Origin of the sequence: uncultured Phascolarctobacterium sp., from assembly GCF_934190775.1 — a bacterium.
Lineage (GTDB): Bacteria > Bacillota > Negativicutes > Acidaminococcales > Acidaminococcaceae > Phascolarctobacterium_A.
Genome location: NZ_CAKPTG010000001.1, coordinates 198,410 through 216,562, shown reverse-complemented (window position 1 = coordinate 216,562; position 18,153 = coordinate 198,410). Strand labels below are relative to the sequence as shown.

General features: G+C 45.6%; 18 protein-coding genes. 16 read left to right on the top strand and 2 right to left on the bottom strand.

From position 1 onward, the window contains the following. The 7 genes from Q0G26_RS00950 to Q0G26_RS00920 all read left to right on the top strand — a co-directional run. Positions 1-1,020: hypothetical protein (locus Q0G26_RS00950; protein WP_293827694.1), on the top strand; the 1,020-nt coding region annotated here is incomplete at its 5' end. Positions 1,021-1,233: 213 nt separating this feature from the next. Then, the gene (locus tag Q0G26_RS00945) at positions 1,234-1,587 is read left to right on the top strand and encodes a CGGC domain-containing protein (protein ID WP_293690695.1); all 354 of its coding nucleotides are present in this window, start codon (positions 1,234-1,236) and stop codon (positions 1,585-1,587) included. A gap of 147 nt (positions 1,588-1,734) precedes the next feature. Continuing rightward, positions 1,735-2,961 (top strand): M20/M25/M40 family metallo-hydrolase, encoded by a 1,227-nt coding sequence (locus tag Q0G26_RS00940; protein ID WP_293827689.1) that lies wholly within the window; start codon positions 1,735-1,737, stop codon positions 2,959-2,961. 172 nt (positions 2,962-3,133) lie between these two features. Continuing rightward, a complete protein-coding gene (locus Q0G26_RS00935; protein ID WP_293691751.1) occupies positions 3,134-4,015 on the top strand; it encodes a hypothetical protein in 882 nt (293 codons plus the stop codon). A 23-nt stretch (positions 4,016-4,038) separates the two neighbouring features. Continuing rightward, positions 4,039-4,509, top strand: a complete 471-nt coding sequence (locus Q0G26_RS00930) for a peptidylprolyl isomerase (protein WP_009145307.1) — start codon at positions 4,039-4,041, stop codon at positions 4,507-4,509. Next, positions 4,510-4,773 carry a GIY-YIG nuclease family protein gene (locus Q0G26_RS00925; protein WP_009145306.1) on the top strand — a complete coding sequence of 88 codons (264 nt, stop codon included), beginning with the start codon at positions 4,510-4,512 and terminating at the stop codon, positions 4,771-4,773. It begins immediately after the preceding gene. A 102-nt stretch (positions 4,774-4,875) separates the two neighbouring features. Further along, a complete protein-coding gene (locus tag Q0G26_RS00920; RefSeq protein ID WP_009145305.1) occupies positions 4,876-5,076 on the top strand; it encodes a cold shock domain-containing protein in 201 nt (66 codons plus the stop codon). Positions 5,077-5,157: 81 nt separating this feature from the next. Here Q0G26_RS00920 and Q0G26_RS00915 read toward each other — a convergent pair whose 3' ends face one another. Beyond that, positions 5,158-6,357 (bottom strand): glycine betaine/L-proline ABC transporter ATP-binding protein, encoded by a 1,200-nt coding sequence (locus tag Q0G26_RS00915; RefSeq protein WP_293827686.1) that lies wholly within the window; start codon positions 6,355-6,357, stop codon positions 5,158-5,160. Beyond that, positions 6,358-8,235 (bottom strand): glycine betaine ABC transporter substrate-binding protein, encoded by a 1,878-nt coding sequence (locus Q0G26_RS00910; RefSeq protein ID WP_293827684.1) that lies wholly within the window; start codon positions 8,233-8,235, stop codon positions 6,358-6,360. A gap of 489 nt (positions 8,236-8,724) precedes the next feature. Between Q0G26_RS00910 and Q0G26_RS00905 the strand changes: the two genes are divergently transcribed. The 9 genes from Q0G26_RS00905 (at position 8,725) to Q0G26_RS00865 (ending at position 18,138) form a co-directional block, all read left to right on the top strand. Beyond that, entirely contained in the window at positions 8,725-10,023 is a 1,299-nt protein-coding gene (locus Q0G26_RS00905; RefSeq protein WP_293827682.1) for an ABC transporter substrate-binding protein, read from the top strand. Positions 10,024-10,103: 80 nt separating this feature from the next. Next, a complete protein-coding gene (locus Q0G26_RS00900) occupies positions 10,104-10,982 on the top strand; it encodes a sugar ABC transporter permease (RefSeq protein ID WP_293827678.1) in 879 nt (292 codons plus the stop codon). Continuing rightward, positions 10,972-11,799: a carbohydrate ABC transporter permease gene (locus tag Q0G26_RS00895; protein WP_293827676.1), complete on the top strand. Its 828-nt coding sequence runs from the start codon at positions 10,972-10,974 to the stop codon at positions 11,797-11,799. The genes Q0G26_RS00900 and Q0G26_RS00895 overlap by 11 nt, the downstream gene beginning before the upstream one ends. Positions 11,800-11,803: 4 nt before the next feature. Continuing rightward, complete coding sequence (locus Q0G26_RS00890) at positions 11,804-12,895, top strand: ABC transporter ATP-binding protein (RefSeq protein WP_293827674.1); 1,092 nt, start codon at positions 11,804-11,806, stop codon at positions 12,893-12,895. Between the two features lie 21 nt (positions 12,896-12,916). Further along, positions 12,917-13,672 carry a sugar phosphate isomerase/epimerase family protein gene (locus Q0G26_RS00885; protein ID WP_293827671.1) on the top strand — a complete coding sequence of 252 codons (756 nt, stop codon included), beginning with the start codon at positions 12,917-12,919 and terminating at the stop codon, positions 13,670-13,672. A gap of 302 nt (positions 13,673-13,974) precedes the next feature. After that, positions 13,975-15,279 (top strand): ABC transporter substrate-binding protein, encoded by a 1,305-nt coding sequence (locus Q0G26_RS00880; protein ID WP_366517704.1) that lies wholly within the window; start codon positions 13,975-13,977, stop codon positions 15,277-15,279. 67 nt (positions 15,280-15,346) lie between these two features. Beyond that, positions 15,347-16,225 (top strand): sugar ABC transporter permease, encoded by an 879-nt coding sequence (locus Q0G26_RS00875; protein WP_293827667.1) that lies wholly within the window; start codon positions 15,347-15,349, stop codon positions 16,223-16,225. Continuing rightward, complete coding sequence (locus tag Q0G26_RS00870) at positions 16,215-17,042, top strand: carbohydrate ABC transporter permease (protein WP_293827664.1); 828 nt, start codon at positions 16,215-16,217, stop codon at positions 17,040-17,042. The genes Q0G26_RS00875 and Q0G26_RS00870 overlap by 11 nt, the downstream gene beginning before the upstream one ends. Before the next feature lie 4 nt (positions 17,043-17,046). Continuing rightward, positions 17,047-18,138, top strand: a complete 1,092-nt coding sequence (locus tag Q0G26_RS00865) for an ABC transporter ATP-binding protein (protein ID WP_293827662.1) — start codon at positions 17,047-17,049, stop codon at positions 18,136-18,138. Positions 18,139-18,153 lie beyond the last annotated feature (15 nt).

Here is an 18,153-nt window from a genome sequence, read left to right as displayed (position 1 = left end):
ACCCGTTATGAAATGGCTCAAATCGTTGCTAAAGCAATGGCAAAAGGCGCTAACGTTGACAAACTGGCTGCTGAATTTGCTGACGAGCTGGATAACCTGGGTGTTCGCGTTGCTAACCTGGAGAAAAAAGCTGACAATGTAAAAATTACCGGCAACATCCGTTACAACTATGCTGACTATGATGAAGACGGTTACAAAACCGGTCTGCGTTCCCGTATCTGGGTAAAAGGCCAAATCAATGATGATTGGACCTACACCGGCATGCTGCAAAACGTACAAAACCTGAAAAACAACGCTGGCGATGAGAAAACTGATTTCCAACGCGCTTATGTTGATGGTAAAATCGGTGGCTTAGCTGTTGAAGCTGGTCGTCTGCCGCTGAATCTGGTTGATGGCAACCTGTATGACACCCGTGCTGACGGCGTTGTTGCTTCCTATGGCAAAGACGTTAAAGTAACCGGTTTCTATGCTAAACCGACTGACCAAGGTAAAGCTCTGAGTTCTACTGTAGATCTCGAATATGATAATGTTTACGGTGCAAAAGTTGACGCTAAATTTGGCGTTGTAGCTGCAACCGCTGGTTACACTGTATTCAAAGATGGCACTTTCACTGATGGTGCATTCTCCGAAAAATGGGATGACAACAAAATCTGGAATGTTGGCGTAGCATTTGATCTGGCTAAAGATCTGAACCTGACTGCTAACTACATGGATTCTGACCAAGAAATCTATGGTGATGACGATGCTTTCGTTATCGGTCTGTACTATGCTGGTGCTAAAGCTGCTAAAGAAGGTTCCTTCGGCGTTTACGGCAAATACTATGACCAAGCTCGTTCCACCGTTGTTGCTCACACCATGAACGGTGCATACGGCAACCATGGCTTCAAAGGCTACATGGTAGGCGCTAACTACACCTTCGCTAAGAACATTGTTGGTGCTGTTGAATACTATGACCTGGAAGACAAATGGAACCACTCCGATATCAACACTCTGTGGAGCCAAGTAGTATTCACTTTCTAATTTGACTTTACGTCAATCCGCTGAAAAGCAAAAAATCGCATATGCATAAATTAAAAGAGGACGGTGCGCACCGTCCTCTTTTTGACGTGCGCACTAAGCAACAAAGCACACGGTTTAAGTATGATTTGCTTGCCAACCATCATCAATAATGATAAAATCAAATAAACAGCAAGGCTACAAATGCCTGCAAGTTATTTTTTGGAGGATTATATTATGAAGAAAATAGCAATTCTGCGCTGCCTGATTACCTCCGCTTCTTGTGCGGGAGCAGGCTGTCTGCGCGCTCTGTATGAAAAGGATAAAGCCTTTGCCCAGTATGGTGATGAGGAGCTGCGCCTGATGGCAATGTGGACCTGCAACGGCTGCGGCAATTCCAAGCTGGAAAACCAGGAAGGCATCCGCAAGAAGATTGAGCGCATGAAGGCTTTGGAGCTGGATGCGCTGCATATCAGTCACTGCACGCACAAAAAGGATGCCAATGGCGAAAAGCATCTCTGTCCCAAGATTAAAGCGATTATCGATGAACTGCAGGAAGCAGGCATTACTATCGTAGACGGTACTCACTAATATAATATGCAGCATGTTGTTAAGCAGTAGTCAGAAATGGCTGCTGCTTTTCACTTTATCAACTTAAAAAATCTCCCGTGGCAGGATTTTTTACCCATTCTAACGAATAAATATAAATATGATTCCAAATACGAAAGGGGTAATAAAATGAGAGAAGCCGTAAAAAAGTATATTGCCGAGCATTATGAGGATTATGTGAAGGACTTGGAAACCTTAACTAATATTGATTCCGGTAATGGTGACAGAGAAGGTACGGAAGCAGCAAATAAGTTTGTCGCTGAAAAAATGACAGCTATCGGTGCTACCACGGAGTTCAGATATAATGACAGAGCCTGCCACCTGATTTCCCGCTTAAAGGGAACAGGCAAATACACGATTCTGCTTGTTGCCCATGTTGATACAGTATTTAAGAAGGGTGAAGCTGCACGTCGTCCGTTCCGTGTTGACGAGAATAACTTTGCTTGGGGACCGGGTGTAGGCGATGATAAGGCTACTGTTGTAGAGGTTATATATGGCTTGGAAGCCTTGAAGGCTGCAGGCTTTGATAATTTTAAGGAAATTATTTATTATACCAACGGTGAAGAGGAGGGCGGCAGCAAGACCGCTGAGGATATTGTGGCAGAGCTGTCGCAGCAGTCCGATTTTGCGATTATTATGGACGTTGCCCGTCCGAACTGGGGCATTGTTACACAGCGCAAGGGCAATGCCAAATACCGCGTTGAGGTTACCGGTAAGGGCGGACACCACGGCAACGCATCTCAATCCTGCGCTAACGCTATTCACCAGCTGGCATACACGATTACCGAGCTGCAGAAGCTCGCCAGCCCCATGCCGGGAAATCCAGAGGATTATACGGCAGCAGCGCTGAAGGCGCGCGGCATTGTTGATGCAGGCCAGTTTATTCCGCAGAATACCGTTAATGTGGGCGTAATCGGTTCTACCAATGACAAAATCAGCGTTATTCCGGGTGATGCCTTCTGCGAGGTAAATATCCGCTGCTTTACGATTGAAGAGCAGCAGCGCATTGATGCTGAGGTTAAGGCGCTGGCAGATAAGGCTGTTATTCCTGGTACCAGCATTAAAATTACCGGCGGCATTGTTACCGGACCGATGCAAAAAACCGCGCAGGCACAGAAGATGGTTGACGTTTATAAGCGTATCGTCAAAGAGGAATACGGCGCTGAGGTGAACGAATGGGTAGCAGGTGGCCTGACCGACGGCAACCGCACAGCGAAGTTCGTACCGACACTGGATGCTTTGGGTGTAGAAAACTATGATGAGCATACCGACCATGAATCTGTTGATTTGAATACCGCGGTTCCCAGAACAACAGCCTTTGCACTGACTTTGGCAGAGCTGGCAGAAACCTTCTGATAAAATTTTAATAATGAGTTGAAAGCTTTCCCCGCGTATTTAATTTACGTCGGGGAAACTTTTTTGCTATATTCTGACTTTCTGCCAACCTTTATATGTTTTACGTAATGACTAGACACTACACTTGTGGTATAATAAAATAGTTAAAATCTTACAGATAAGGTGTGATGATATGTCGAAAAAAAGTAATAAATATGCAGGTGATCAGCCTGCCGCTTACGATCCTACGGGCATAAGCGAGTATCTTGGTCTGGGACGCCCGATTGACTTTGACAAAAAGCCGGTGCGTATTGCTATGATGTGCGCTGTTGCCATTTCCGTTGTGGTAACGCTGTGGAAATGCTCTACAGGTATGGATTCCGGTGCTGCTGTAGTAAGCGCTTTGGGTTATGCTTTATCCTTCCTCTTTAGCTATATGCTGGCTTTGGAGCTTGATCCAGACCGTCAGCTCGGCGGTTTCATCGGCGGCGGTCTGACGCTGGTAGCAACCTATTTTATGGGTGAAGGCAATATCCTGGTAATGCTGTGGCTGCTCTTTATCCTGCGTATGCTGAACCGCAGCTCCGGTGACAGACATCGTCTGATTGATAACGTTATTATGATTGGCAGTGCTGCCTGGCTTGGCCTGCAAGGCTTGTGGGTATTTCCGCTGCTGACCGGTGCTGCCTATATTCTGGAAAGCCAGATTCAGGCAGGCTATTTCCGTAGCCTTTATCTGGCAGGCATTTCTCTGGCTTGCTTGATTTTTGCAAAGTATGATACTGTTGCTAATGAGCTGTCCATGAGCAATATTATTATCATGGCGCTGGCCTTCATTCTTTTCCTGCCGGAAATCCGTGTGGCAGATTATGTGAAGTCCAAGGGTGATAAAAACGGCAAGCGTCTGCTGCCGAAGCGTCTGCAGACCATGCAGGGTTATTTCTGCATGATGCTGTTCAGTCTGACATTTTTGCATGGCAATGCTATTGTACCGTCTTTGATGCCGGCTGTAGGTGCTGCTGCAGGCTGCGGTATCTATCTGTTTGTTGCGCTGCTGAAGCATGAAGTATTTTAAAGTGATTTTGGAGGTAAATATCAATGAGTGAAAACAGAAAAATTAAATTTACGACTAATAAAGGTGTTTTCGTTGCCGAAATGTTTGAGGACAAGGCTCCGCTGACCACCAAAAACTTTATCGAACTGGTAGAAAAAGGCTTTTACGACGGTATTATTTTTCACCGTGTAATCGACGGTTTTATGATTCAGGGCGGTGACCCGACCGGTACCGGTATGGGCGGCCCCGGCTACAAGATTAAAGACGAGTTCGGTGAAGGCCTGAAGCATGATGACGAGGGCATTCTGTCCATGGCTAATGCTGGCCCGAACACCGGCGGCAGCCAGTTCTTCATTACTCTGGCACCTACTCCCTGGCTGAACGGCCACCATGCAATTTTCGGCAAAGTTGTTGAAGGCATGGATGTTGTACGTCTGATCGGCGTAGTACCGACTGATTTCCGTGACCGTCCGCGCGAAGCTGTGACCATGGAAAAGGTAGAGGTTGTAAAATAAATGGCGGCGTTTGTATATATGCTGCGCTGCAAGGACGGCAGCTTATATACAGGCTGGACCAATGATTTGGAGCACCGTCTGGCGATGCATAACAGCGGACGCGGCGCTAAATATACGCGTGGACGCGGTCCTTTGGAGCTGGTTTACAGCGAAGAGCTGCCTGATAAGGAAGCGGCTTTGCGACGCGAATGCGCTATAAAAAAGCTGCGTCGGGAGCAGAAGCTCGCTTTGCTGCAGACATGGCAGGCTCGCATTGCAGAATAAAATTATAAAGATTCAGACAAATATTTGCTTTTCCTGTACATATAGGCTATAATAAGCTAAGTGAGTTTTAAAGGCTCAAATAGTATTTAGGGAGGCCTACAGATGACAGGCAAGGTTAAATGGTTTAATGCAGAAAAAGGCTATGGTTTTATCCAACGAGAAGGCGGCAAGGACTTGTTCGTTCACTTCTCCGGTATTAAAAGCGAAGGCTTTAAAACTCTGGAAGAAGGCTGGAACGTAGAATTTGACGTTATCCAGGGAGACCGTGGCGAACAGGCAACTAACGTTGTACATGTTGAATAATAAATGCAAATAAAAAGCTGATGCTAAGGCAGGTAACTGCCGGAGCATCAGCTTTTTTGCTGTTTGCGGGAGGATGAGAGTTCAGCTGGTAACAAAGGAGGATATCACCGAGGCCTTGGTGACAATACCGCAAAACAGTTTATTATCGTCAATTACAGGCAGAGGGAAGGGCGTGCTTGCCGAAAGCGGCATGATATCTGCTACAGGAGTATCAAGATTATCTATCACAGGCACATTGCGCAGAATACTTTTCTCAAAGGTTGTATAGCCGGAAAGCACCTGCATAGCGCTATCCAAGGTAATGATACCGATAAAGTGCAGATGCTCGTCAACTACGTAGGCACTGGACACGCCGCTGTTTTTCATATTACGCAGCGCAACGGCAGCACCGTCGATATTGCGCACGATACAGGTCTGCGTACTCATGACGTTACGCACGGTGAAGATTTTACTGGAATTGGCATTGTTGATAAAGCTGCGTACATAGTCGTCTGCGGGATTGGTAATCATTTCCTCCGGCGTACCGATTTGCACCATGCGGCCGTCGCGCAAAATGCCGACGTGCGTTCCCAGGCGGAAGGCTTCGTTGATATCATGGGTGATAAAAACAATCGTTTTACCGGTTTTTTCCTGAATACGCAGCAGCTCAAACTGTAAATCATTGCGCACCAAGGGATCGAGCGCGGAAAAGGCTTCATCCATCAGCAGAATATCGGGATCGTTGGCAAGTGCGCGGGCAATGCCGACGCGTTGCTTCATGCCGCCGGAAAGAGCACTGATGCGAGTTTTTTCCCAGCCCTGCAGGCCAACCATTTCCAGCATCTGCATGGCCTTTTCGGTTCGCTCCTTCAGCGGTACGCCGCGTATTTCTAAACCATAATAGGTGTTTTCCAAAACATTACGGTTGCTGATAAGTCCGAAGTTCTGGAACACCATGGCAACCTTAGTTCGGCGCAGCTCCTGCAGCTGCTTATTGCTGAAGTCGGTAATGTTATCGCCTTCAAGATAAACTGTACCCGAGGTTGGTGGGTTAAGCATATTCAGACAGCGGATAAGCGTAGATTTGCCGCTGCCGGAAAGACCGATGAGAACAAATACTTCTCCTTTGTTGACGGTAAAGTTTATATCAATAAGGCCGGCAGTAATGCCGGTGGCTTCCTGCACCTCGGTGCGGGAAGCACCTTGCTCCAGCATGGCCATAGCTTTTTTCTCGTTTTGCGAATGCTCCAGAGGAATAAACAGCTTGTACAGGTTTTTTACTTGCAATACGGGTACAGTCATTTATTTTCCCTCCTTTTTCTTGTCAGCCAGACTTTGCGTCAGGCGGTCAATGATAATCGCAATAATAACGATAGAAATACCGGCGATAAGTCCACGACCGGATTCGGTACGGTTGATGGCAATCAGCACCTCCATGCCTAGGCCGTTGGCACCAATCATCGCGCAGGTTACAACCATCGCTACGGCCATCATCATCGTCTGGTTGATGCCGGTCATAATCGTGGGCATAGCCTGCGGAATCTGCACCTTGAACAGAGTTTGCCAACGCGAAGCGCCGAAGGCAGCGGAGGCTTCGACAACGTTGGGATCAACCTGCTGAATACCGTGGCTGGTTAAGCGGATTACAGGCACGACGGCATAAACTACCGTAGCAAGAACTGCAGGCACCTTGCCGGGACCGAGCAGCATAACAGCGGGAATCATATAGACAAAGGTGGGCATAGTCTGCATAGCGTCAAGCAAAGGACGCAGCAGGCGGTTTGCTAGCCTGCTGGTGGACACAAGAATGCCGATGGGCAGGCCTAAAAGCAGCGAGATGATAACCGAGGAAATAACTACTGCCAGCGTTTCATTCATCATGCTCCAGTAGCCGAAGGCACCGATGGCGAACAGTCCTATCCCGTAGATAATACCGCGCGACAGCTTGCCGGTAAGCACCTTGCCCAAGGCAGCAATAGCGATGATAGTCAGCCACCAGGGAATAAAGTTCAGCAATCGTTCAATAGAAAGAATGCACCAGGTAAGAATATCCTTTACCTTATTGAAGAAGCTGGCGTAGGTGGTGTTGATATAGTTGACGAAATTGTCGATGGGCTTAGTCCAGTCTACCTGCACTTCTTCCGGAAAGCTAAGAAGCCAGTTGGCTGCAGTAGCATTATCGCCTTTGAGTGCTTTGTTGATACTTTGCAGCTTATCCTCAGGCAACCACTGTGCGAGTAGCTCGGGATGGCGCTGCATGAACCAGATGGCAGCCTCGTCATAGGTGCATTTGGTATCTGCTATATGCGCCAACGCTTCCGCGGTGAGTGCGCTGGTGGTGTGATATTTTTGCAGGAAGGCAACAAACTCCGGTGCTTTGCTTTGCAGCTGCTTGTTGGCAACGATGCAGACGGGAACGGAGCGTGCTTCCGTCAGTCCACGCTGAAAGCCGACTTCGTTGTAGGGCTCGTCCTGCAGCAGAACGAGGTCCAACTTGCCGGTGAGCCAGGTCGGCTCGTAGTTGTAGCCTACAATCGGTTCGCCCTTAGTGTAGGCGGCGAGGAAGGCGCTGTTCAGCGCCGGCTCGCTGCCGGAACGGAAGTAGACGTAATTTTTGTTTAAGCCGTAGGCTTCATATTTTAAATAAAGTATCTTATCAATGCTCCAGCCGGGAATAGCGCCGTAAAGACGGCCCTTGGAGGGATCTTCGGGATCCTTGAAAAGATGTGCATAGCGTGCCAGGTCTTTGACGGTTTTCAAATCCGGAGCGAGAGCTTTGATGCCGCGCTTGGCGTCACCCTCAATAAGATAGCGGGGAACATAAAGGCCCTGCTTATCATCATCAAAGTTGATGCCCAGGTTGAGCAGCTTACCGGTTTTCATGTCAGCTTCAAAGGTAGGCACGTTATCGGTCCACAGCTCCATATGCACATCTACGTCACCGCGGAGCAGTGCCGTCTGGATGATGGGAGTGGAGCCACTGATAATCTTAGGCGTGATGTTATAGGCGTGAGTGCCGATGAAACCGGCAACGGCGTTGTGGAATTTGACACTGTCCCAGCCGGCGTCGGCAAAAACAACCTCTTGCTTTGCTTGTTCATTAGCGGCGTTGACATTGCCTGCTATAAATCCAAGTGAGGTCAGTATGAGGAAAAGAACGGCTGATAATTTTCGTAACATGGCTTCACCTCCGTCAAAGCAATAAAAAGGGAAATACTCCTCAATTGTATTTTACAAAGCTACATTTGTTTTTGTCAATTATAAATATAAGAATAAGTGGTAAAAATAATTAAAAAATTAATGTTATTGCTAAGTAAAAATTATATATAAAGTGTAGTGTACATAAAAATTAAACAAAATATATATAATTGCGGGAGAGGGATATTTGTTGGTAGTAGGTAGAACATGAGTTATTTGTTGCTGCAGAAGCTTAAAAACACGGGACATATATAGTCCATGTAGGACAAAAATCGTCAAATGTAATCTGGTGGTGGAATGTCCGCGAAATTAATGTCAAGGTGACATAAAAAGTTAAATAATTGTAAAAATAATGTAAAATGTAAGCAGGTAAAAAGCGGTCTATAGCGAATCTATTGAATCATGGGCGTAGAATGGGAAAGACGCTAAATTTCATTATTAATGAAGACACAAAAAGGAGTGTATGTGGAAATGAAACTGAAAAAAGTTTTGGCAGCAGCAATGATTTCACTGCTGGCAACTACAGCAATTGTTGGCTGCGGTAGTGACAAAAAAAGTGCTGACACTGGCAAGAAGGTGCAAATTGAATACTGGCACGTTGCTGCTGAGAGCTTTGGTGGCGCAACCGTAAAGGAATTGGTTGCTGACTTCAACAAAACTCATCCGAACATTGAAGTAGTAGAAAAATACAACCCCGATATGTACAAAGGTCTGACTCAAAACCTGCAGGCTGCAATGGCTTCCGGCAAGAATCCGGACGTAGTCCAAATGGGTTATTCCTTCCTGAACTACGCTGCTGAAAACTTTAAATACAATGATTTGAATGAAGCATTCAAAGCTGCTGGCGATGAAAACTTCATGAAGGATAATTACCTGCCGAACGTTCTTGAACTGGCACAAACTGATGATGGCAAGCAAATCGGCCTGCCGTATTCTGTAAGTGTACCGGTACTCTTCTACAATCCGGAAATTTTTGAAAAAGCTGGCTTAGATCCGCAAAACCCGCCTAAGACCTGGGAGGAGGTTAGCAAGGCAGCTAAACAAATTAAAGATAAAACCGGCAATATGGGCTTCTTTATGCAGGAATATGCTGATAACTGGACTCAACAGGCTCTGATTGAATCCAACGGCGGTCAGATGCTGACTAAGGTTGACGGCAAGGTTAAAGCTGGTTTTGATACTCCGGAATCTGCTGAAGCATATCAGGTAATTGCTGATATGGTTAAAGATGGCAGCGGTCTGCATGCAACTAACGAGGAAGGCTTCCAGGCTTATTTGAGCGGCAAGCTGGGCATGGTTTGCACCACTATCGGCAAACGTGCTAACTTCGAAAAAGCTGCGAAATTTAAGGTTATGGCTTCTCCGTTCCCCGCATTTGGCGACAAACCGACCAAGATAGCTGCTGGCGGCAACTTCCTGATGGTCTTCTCCAAAGACGCTGCGAAGCAAAAGGCTGCTGTTGAGTTCATCAAATATCTGGAATCTCCGGAAGCACTTGCTAAATGGAGCACCGGTACCGGTTACCTGCCTCCTCGTAAAGGCGTAGCTGACGATCCGAAGGGCTTTAAAAAGCTTGCTGATGAAAACCCCAACATCAAAATGGCACTGCAGGAAATGAACAAGGTTACCAAATGGGCTAGCTTCCCTGGCTCCAATGGTCTGCAGGCTGAACAACTGCTGATTGATGCACGCGACATTATCCTGAGCGGCAAAATGAGTGCACAGGACGCTTTACATCAAACTGCAGAAAAAATTAACAAGCTGCTGTAATTAGTGTAATCAATAAGCTGTCGCAGTTGCGGCAGCTTATTTTTCTAATATTGCAAAGGAGATTACTAAAGGAGATTACTATGAGTAAGAACAACAAAGAAGCAATCCTTTATCTGCTGCCTGCTGCTGTACTTTTCCTGGTATTTTATTACTGGCCGCTGCTGCAGAACATATATCTGAGTGTTTTTTCATGGAATATGATTAGTCCTAATCAAAAATTTGTGGGCCTGGAAAACTTTATCACTATCTTCAGCTCTGCTGAGCTGATTAAAATTTTAATCAATACCATTTTATTTGTAGCAATTATGTTGGTGCTGAACTTCGTTCTGCCTTATTTTTATTCGTTTATCCTGGGACATTTAGTGCATAGGTGGACGGCCTTCTACCGTAGCGCGCTGTTTCTGCCGTCTACCTTATCTTTGGCGGTAGCAAGTATTTTATTCCTGTGGATTTACAATCCGCTGGCAGGTCCTATTAACATTATCCTCAGCCAGTTTGATATCGCTTCACCGCGTTGGTTCAAGGAAAACTATCTGGTTATTTTCGCCATTTGTACCATCATTGGTTGGAAGGTTTTTGGCTATAACCTTATCGTTATGTTGGCTGCCATGGTTGCAGTTCCTAAAGAGATGATTGAAGCAGCTAAGCTGGAGAACGCTTCTAACTGGGTTATCTTCAAAAAAATTATTCTGCCGATGACCTCTTCTACCGCAATTTACGTCTTTACGATAACAGTAGTCTTTGGTTTGCAATACGTTCTGGTACCGGTAAATATGCTGACACAGGGCGGTCCTGATCAGGGCAGCAGTAACCTTGTATATATTATTTATCAATATGCTTTTACCTTCTTCAAGGCAGGCTCCAGTGCAGCCTATGCAGTTATTACCATGGTCTGCTACCTTGCCTTCCTCTTCGTGAAGAACAAATATCTGGAAAAGAAGGTGTACTATGAAAACTAAGCTGCAAAATGAATGGTATTGGCATGCGTTTCTGCTTATCGCAGTTTTCCTGATGCTGTGGCCGATAGTATTTATGCTTTCGACATCGCTGAAGGATTTGAATCAGGTTTTTGAGTCAACCCTGAACCCTTTGCCGTGTCCGCCGACTCTTGATAACTACACGACAGTTTTAAACAACTTCCCCTTATTTACTTATATCTGGAACACATTTTATATTGCCATTGTTGTTACAGCCAGCAAGGCAGCAACAAGCGTATTGGCAGCTTTTGCCTTTGTCTACTATAACTTTAAATACAAGGAAACAGTATTCAATGGTATGCTGCTTACATTCTTTATTCCTATTACAGTTTTGATTATGCCTAACTATCTGATGATGGCTAAGCTGGGACTGCTGGATACGCCCTATGGCGTTATGCTACCCGGTCTTGTAGACGGTATGGGTATTTTCCTGATGCGTCAGACCATGCGCAGTATCCCCAAGCCTTTGCTGGAAGCAGCAATTCTTGATGGTGCCAAGCCGCATCAGGTACTGTTCAAGGTTATTTTACCTTTGATTAAGCCTTCAGTATTGGCTATTTCGATTTTATTCTTCATTAACAGCTGGAACGAATATTTCTGGCCATTGCTGATTTTGCAGGATAAAGCTAATCTGACGCTGCCGCTGGCACTGCAGATGTTTATCAGTGCCGAAGGTGGTAGTGAATGGGGCATTGCGATGGCTGTAGCAACGCTGACAAGCTTGCCTCCGTTAGTGCTTTATGGCTTCTGCCAAAAATTTATTATCAACACATTTATGCAATCGGGCGTGAAAGGATAAGAAGATGGAAAACTTACAAAATGAATATAGCATCGTGTTTTCTAACGTGCAAAAAGCTTATGGCAGTAATGTCGTAATTAACGATTTAAACTTGAATATCAGAAAGGGCGAGCGTCTGATTCTGCTTGGGCCTTCCGGCTGCGGCAAGACAACAACCCTGCGTATGATTGCCGGTTTTGAGGAAATCACCAAGGGCGAGCTGTACATGGACGGCCGTGTGGTTAATGATATCGCTCCGGGCGAGCGCAATATTGCTATGGTTTTCCAAAGCTATGCACTGTTCCCACATCTGAGCGTTTGGGACAACATAACCTTTGGCTTGCAGCTGCAAAAGCTGCCGCAGACTGAAATGGAAAAGCGTGCACGTATGGCGATGGAAATCCTGCATCTTGAAGGTTACGAAAACAAAAAGACACATGAATTGAGCGGCGGGCAGAAGCAGCGTGTGGCGCTGTGCCGTGCGCTGGTAAAGCAATCGCCGTACTTCCTGTTGGACGAGCCTTTATCTAACCTGGATGCCAAGCTGCGCCAGAAAGCACGTACTGAGCTGGTAAAAATCCATGAAATGTTCAAGCCGACCATGGTTTATGTAACTCATGACCAAATTGAGGCAATGACTGTAGCACATCGTATTGCAGTTATGAATCAAGGCAAGATTCAGCAGATTGACACACCGGAAAATATTTATCATCACCCCGCTAACACCTTTGTGGCAACCTTTATCGGTTCTCCGGCAATGAATATTCTGAAGGCAGAGGTAGCAGATGGTAAAATTGTTGTTGGCAACTGCACTTTGAAGCTGCCGCAGGAGCGTTTGCAGAAAATTGGCGGCCGCAGCAAAGTTCTCTTCGGTCTGCGTCCCGAGGCTTGCACTCCCTGCTATGAAAGTGCTATGATTACTGGTAGAGTAGATTTTGTCGAGAATACAGGTAACCTGAAAACTGCTACTCTGCATCTGGCAACAGACGAAAGCTTCTATCTGCAGGCAAGTGACCAGGCACTGCACATGGAAGACGTTAAAGGTTTCAATTTCGACTGGGAAAATGTGTGCTTATTTGATGCTGAAAGTGGCGAAAACCTGGCAGCAGCAAAGTAAGCTCTGAATGGAGGAAGTTTTATGAAATTTGAAGTCAGTGATTTACTTTTCCCTGCATTTACTAAAGATGCAATGAAAAATCTGGATAAGCAATATGGTATCGAATTCTTCTATGAGTTTGGCAAGGATTATTACTGGAACCAGCAATTGGAGGACTGGGGCGAGCGTGCATTTTCTATTCATGCTCCCTGTGTTGCTTTGAATCTGGCCGATAAAGAACAGAAAATTTATGAGCAAGCTATGGAAAAAACCTTTGCTTATGCGCAGAAATGCAAGGCTGATTTTGTTGTAGTACACACTAATGAAGCTATTGCTGGCGATAAGGAGCAATTGCGTGAGCTGGTTATCAGTCGTCTGCGTCAGGTAATTAGTCTTGGCGAAAGCTACGGCGTTAAGGTGCTTATTGAAAATGTTGGCCTGCGTACAAAAAATAATGTACTGTTTGATTTGCCGGCATATCTTGCACTTTTTGAAACCTTCCCGCAGGCTGGTGCGTTGATTGATACAGGCCATGCGCATGTCAATGGCTGGGATATTCCTGAGGTAGTAAAGGCCTTGGGCGAGCGCTTAGTGGCTTGTCATGTTCATGATAACGATGGCAATGGCGATGCTCATCTGCCTGTTGGCCAGGGTGACATTGAATGGGCAGCATATTTTGATGCTATTAAAAAATATGCACCGCAGGCTACGCAGGTATTTGAATACTGCTGCGGCTTTAGCAATACCAAGGATTTGGAAGCGCATATTGCAGAGCTGAGAGCAAAATATGAATTATAATAGCTACTGTTGGCTGACAAAATAGTCATTCGGTAACTTGCTTCTATAAAAATAAGTGTTGGTATCCTGATTTGATTTAGGTCAGGTTGCCAGCACTTTTTTATTGCCTTGAGGCCTGGTCGGGACAATATTGATAAAACTTATAGCTTTATATGCGAATAAGATAATACTGATTAATGTGTAACCTTTTTAACATAGATTTAACCGCAAGCTTACTTTGGATTTTACATTCATCCGTTACAATAAAAGCACGTTGTAAAGATAACAACAATAATTTTCGTGGAATATCAGTAAACGGAGGAATGGAAATGAAACTGAAAAAAGTTTTGGCAGCAGCAATGATTTCCCTGCTGGCAACTACTGCACTTGTTGGCTGCGGTAGCGATAAGAAAAGTGCTGACACCGGCAAAAAGGTGCAGATTGAATACTGGCACGTTGCTGCTGAGAGCTTTGGCGGCGCAACCGTAAAAGAATTGGTTGCTGACTTCAACAAAACTCACCCGAACATTGAAGTAGTAGAAAAATATAACCCGGATATGTACAAAGGCCTGACACAAAACCTGCAGGCTGCTATGGCTTCCGGCAAGAATCCGGACGTAGTACAAATGGGTTATTCCTTCCTGAACTACGCTGCTGAAAACTTTAAATACACTGACTTGAACGAAGCATTTAAAGCTGCCGGCGATGAAAACTTCATGAAAGACAATTACCTGCCGAACGTACTGCAACTGGCACAAACCGAAGACGGCAAGCAAATCGGTCTGCCGTATTCCGTAAGTGTTCCTGTACTCTTCTACAATCCGGAAATTTTTGAAAAAGCCGGCTTAGATCCGAAAAATCCGCCTAAAACCTGGGAAGAGGTTAGCAAGGCAGCTAAACAAATTAAAGATAAAACCGGCAACATGGGCTTCTTCATGCAGGAATATGCCGATAACTGGACTCAACAGGCTCTGATCGAATCCAACGGCGGCCAAATGCTGACTAAGGTTGATGGCAAGGTTAAAGCAGGCTTTAATACTCCGGAATCTGCTGCAGCTTATCAGGTTGTAGCTGATATGGTTAAAAACGGCAGCGGCTTGCATGCAACTAACGAAGAAGGCTTCCAGGCTTATCTGAGCGGCAAGCTGGGCATGGTTTGCACCACCATCGGTAAACGTGCTAACTTCGAAAAGGGCGCTAAGTTCAAAGTAATGGCTTCTCCATTCCCTGCTTTTGGCAACAAACCGACCAAGATTCCTGCAGGCGGCAACTTCCTGATGGTCTTCTCCAAAGATGCTGAAAAGCAAAAAGCTGCTATTGAGTTCATCAAATATCTGGAATCTCCGGAAGCACTTGCTAAATGGAGCACCGGTACCGGTTACCTGCCACCTCGCAAAGGCGTAGCTGATGATCCGAAGGGCTTCAAAAAGCTTGCTGATGAAAACCCCAACATTAAAATGGCTCTGCAGGAAATGACCAAGGTTACCAAATGGGCAAGCTTCCCGGGTGCTAACGGTCTGCAGGCTGAACAACTGCTGATTGATGCACGTGATATCATCCTGAGCGGCAAAATGAGTGCACAGGATGCTTTACATCAAACCGCAGAAAAAATTAACAAGCTGCTGTAATTAGTCTGAATAATAAGCTGTCGCAGTTGCGGCAGCTTATTTTGCTAATAGATCAAAGGAGGTTACTATGAGTAAAAACAACAAGGAAGCAATACTTTATCTGCTGCCTGCTGCCGTACTTTTCCTGGTATTTTATTATTGGCCGCTGCTTCAGAACATGTATCTGAGTGTTTTTTCCTGGAATATGATCAGCCCTAATCAAAAATTTGTGGGCCTGGAAAACTTTATCACTATCTTCAGCTCTGCTGAGCTGATTAAAATTTTAATCAACACCGTTTTATTTGTAGCAATTATGCTGGTGCTTAATTTCGTTCTGCCTTATTTTTATTCGTTTATCCTGGGACATTTAGTGCATCGGTGGACAGCCTTCTACCGTAGCGCGCTGTTTCTGCCGTCAACGTTATCACTGGCGGTAGCAAGTATTTTGTTCCTGTGGATTTACAATCCGCTGGCCGGTCCTATTAACATTATCCTCAGCCAGTTTGATATTGCATCACCGCGTTGGTTCAAGGAAAACTATCTGGTTATTTTTGCCATCTGCACGATTATCGGCTGGAAGGTTTTTGGCTATAATCTTATCGTAATGCTGGCTGCTATGGTCGCGGTTCCTAAAGAGATGATTGAAGCAGCGAAGCTGGAGAACGCTTCCAACTGGGTTATCTTCAAAAAAATTATTCTGCCGATGACCTCTTCTACCGCAATTTATGTTTTTACGATAACGGTAGTTTTTGGCCTGCAGTACGTTCTTGTACCTGTAAATATGTTGACGCAGGGCGGTCCTGATCAGGGCAGCAGTAACCTTGTATATATTATTTACCAATATGCCTTTACCTTCTTCAAGGCAGGAACCAGTGCAGCCTATGCAGTTATTACCATGGTCTGCTATCTTGCCTTCCTCTTCGTGAAGAATAAATATCTGGAAAAGAAGGTGTACTATGAAAACTAAGCTGCAAAATGAATGGTATTGGCATGCGTTTCTGCTTATCGCAGTTTTCCTGATGCTGTGGCCGATAGTATTTATGCTTTCGACCTCGCTGAAGGATTTAAACCAGGTTTTTGAGTCAACCCTGAACCCTTTGCCGTTTCCGCCGACCTTTGACAACTACACTACTGTTTTACATAACTTCCCACTGCTGACCTATATCTGGAATACGTTTTACATTGCTATAGTGGTTACAGCCAGCAAGGCAGCGACAAGCGTGCTGGCAGCCTTTGCCTTTGTGTATTACAATTTCAAATACAAGGAAACAGTTTTCAACGGTATGCTGCTGACGTTCTTCATCCCCATCACCGTTTTGATTATGCCTAACTATCTGATGATGTCCAAGCTGGGACTTTTGGATACACCTTACGGCGTTATGCTTCCCGGTCTTGTAGACGGTATGGGTATCTTCCTGATGCGTCAGACCATGCGCGGTATCCCCAAGCCTTTGTTGGAAGCAGCAATTCTGGATGGTGCCAAGCCGCATCAGGTACTGTTCAAGGTTATTATGCCTTTGATTAAGCCTTCGATACTCGCAATTTCGATTTTATTCTTCATTAACAGCTGGAACGAATATTTCTGGCCGCTGCTGATTTTGCAGGATAAAGCTAATCTGACACTGCCGCTGGCGCTGCAGATGTTTATCAGTGCCGAGGGTGGCAGTGAATGGGGCATCGCCATGGCTGTAGCAACGCTGACAAGCTTGCCTCCGTTAGTGCTTTATGGCTTCTGCCAGAAATTTATTATCAACACATTTATGCAATCGGGCGTGAAAGGATAAGAAGATGGAAAACTTACAAAATGAATACAGCATCGTGTTTTCTAACGTGCAAAAAGCTTATGGCAGCAATGTCGTAATTAACGATTTAAACTTGAATATCAGAAAGGGAGAGCGTCTGATTTTGCTTGGTCCCTCCGGCTGCGGCAAGACAACTACTTTGCGTATGATTGCCGGCTTTGAGGAAATCACCAAGGGCGAGCTGTACATGGACGGCCGCGTTGTTAACGATATCGCTCCCGGTGAGCGCAATATTGCTATGGTGTTCCAAAGCTATGCACTGTTTCCGCATCTGAGCGTTTGGGATAACATCACCTTTGGCTTGCAGCTGCAAAAGCTGCCGCAGGCTGAAATGGAAAAGCGTGTACGTATGGCGATGGAAATTCTGCATCTTGAAGGTTACGAAAGCAAAAAGACACATGAATTGAGCGGCGGTCAGAAGCAACGTGTGGCGCTGTGCCGTGCGCTGGTAAAGCAATCGCCGTACTTCCTGCTGGACGAGCCTTTATCTAACCTGGATGCCAAGCTGCGTCAGAAGGCACGTACCGAGCTGGTAAAAATCCATGAAATGTTCAAGCCGACAATGGTTTATGTAACCCATGACCAGATTGAAGCAATGACTGTAGCGCATCGTATTGCCGTTATGAACCAGGGCAAGATTCAGCAGATTGATACTCCGGCGAATATTTACCATCACCCTGCCAACACCTTTGTGGCAACCTTTATCGGTTCTCCGGCAATGAATATTCTGCAGGCAGAAATTTTGGACGGTAAAATTATCGTCGGTGACTGCGCACTGAAGCTACCGCAGGAGCGCTTGCAGGAAATTGGTGGCCGCAGCAAAGTTCTCTTCGGTCTGCGCCCGGAGGCTTGCACACCTAGCTTTGAAAGTGCTATGATTAATGGTAGGGTAGACTTTGTTGAAAATACAGGCAACCTGAAAACTGCTGCACTTAAATTGGCGACTAACGAAAGCTTTTATCTGCAGGACAGTGACCAAGGCCTGCAAATGGAGGATATTCGTGGCTTTAATTTTGACTGGCAAAATGTTTGCCTGTTTGATGCCGAAAGCGGTGAAAACTTAGCGAAGGTACGCTAAGCCTTGAAGGGAGGA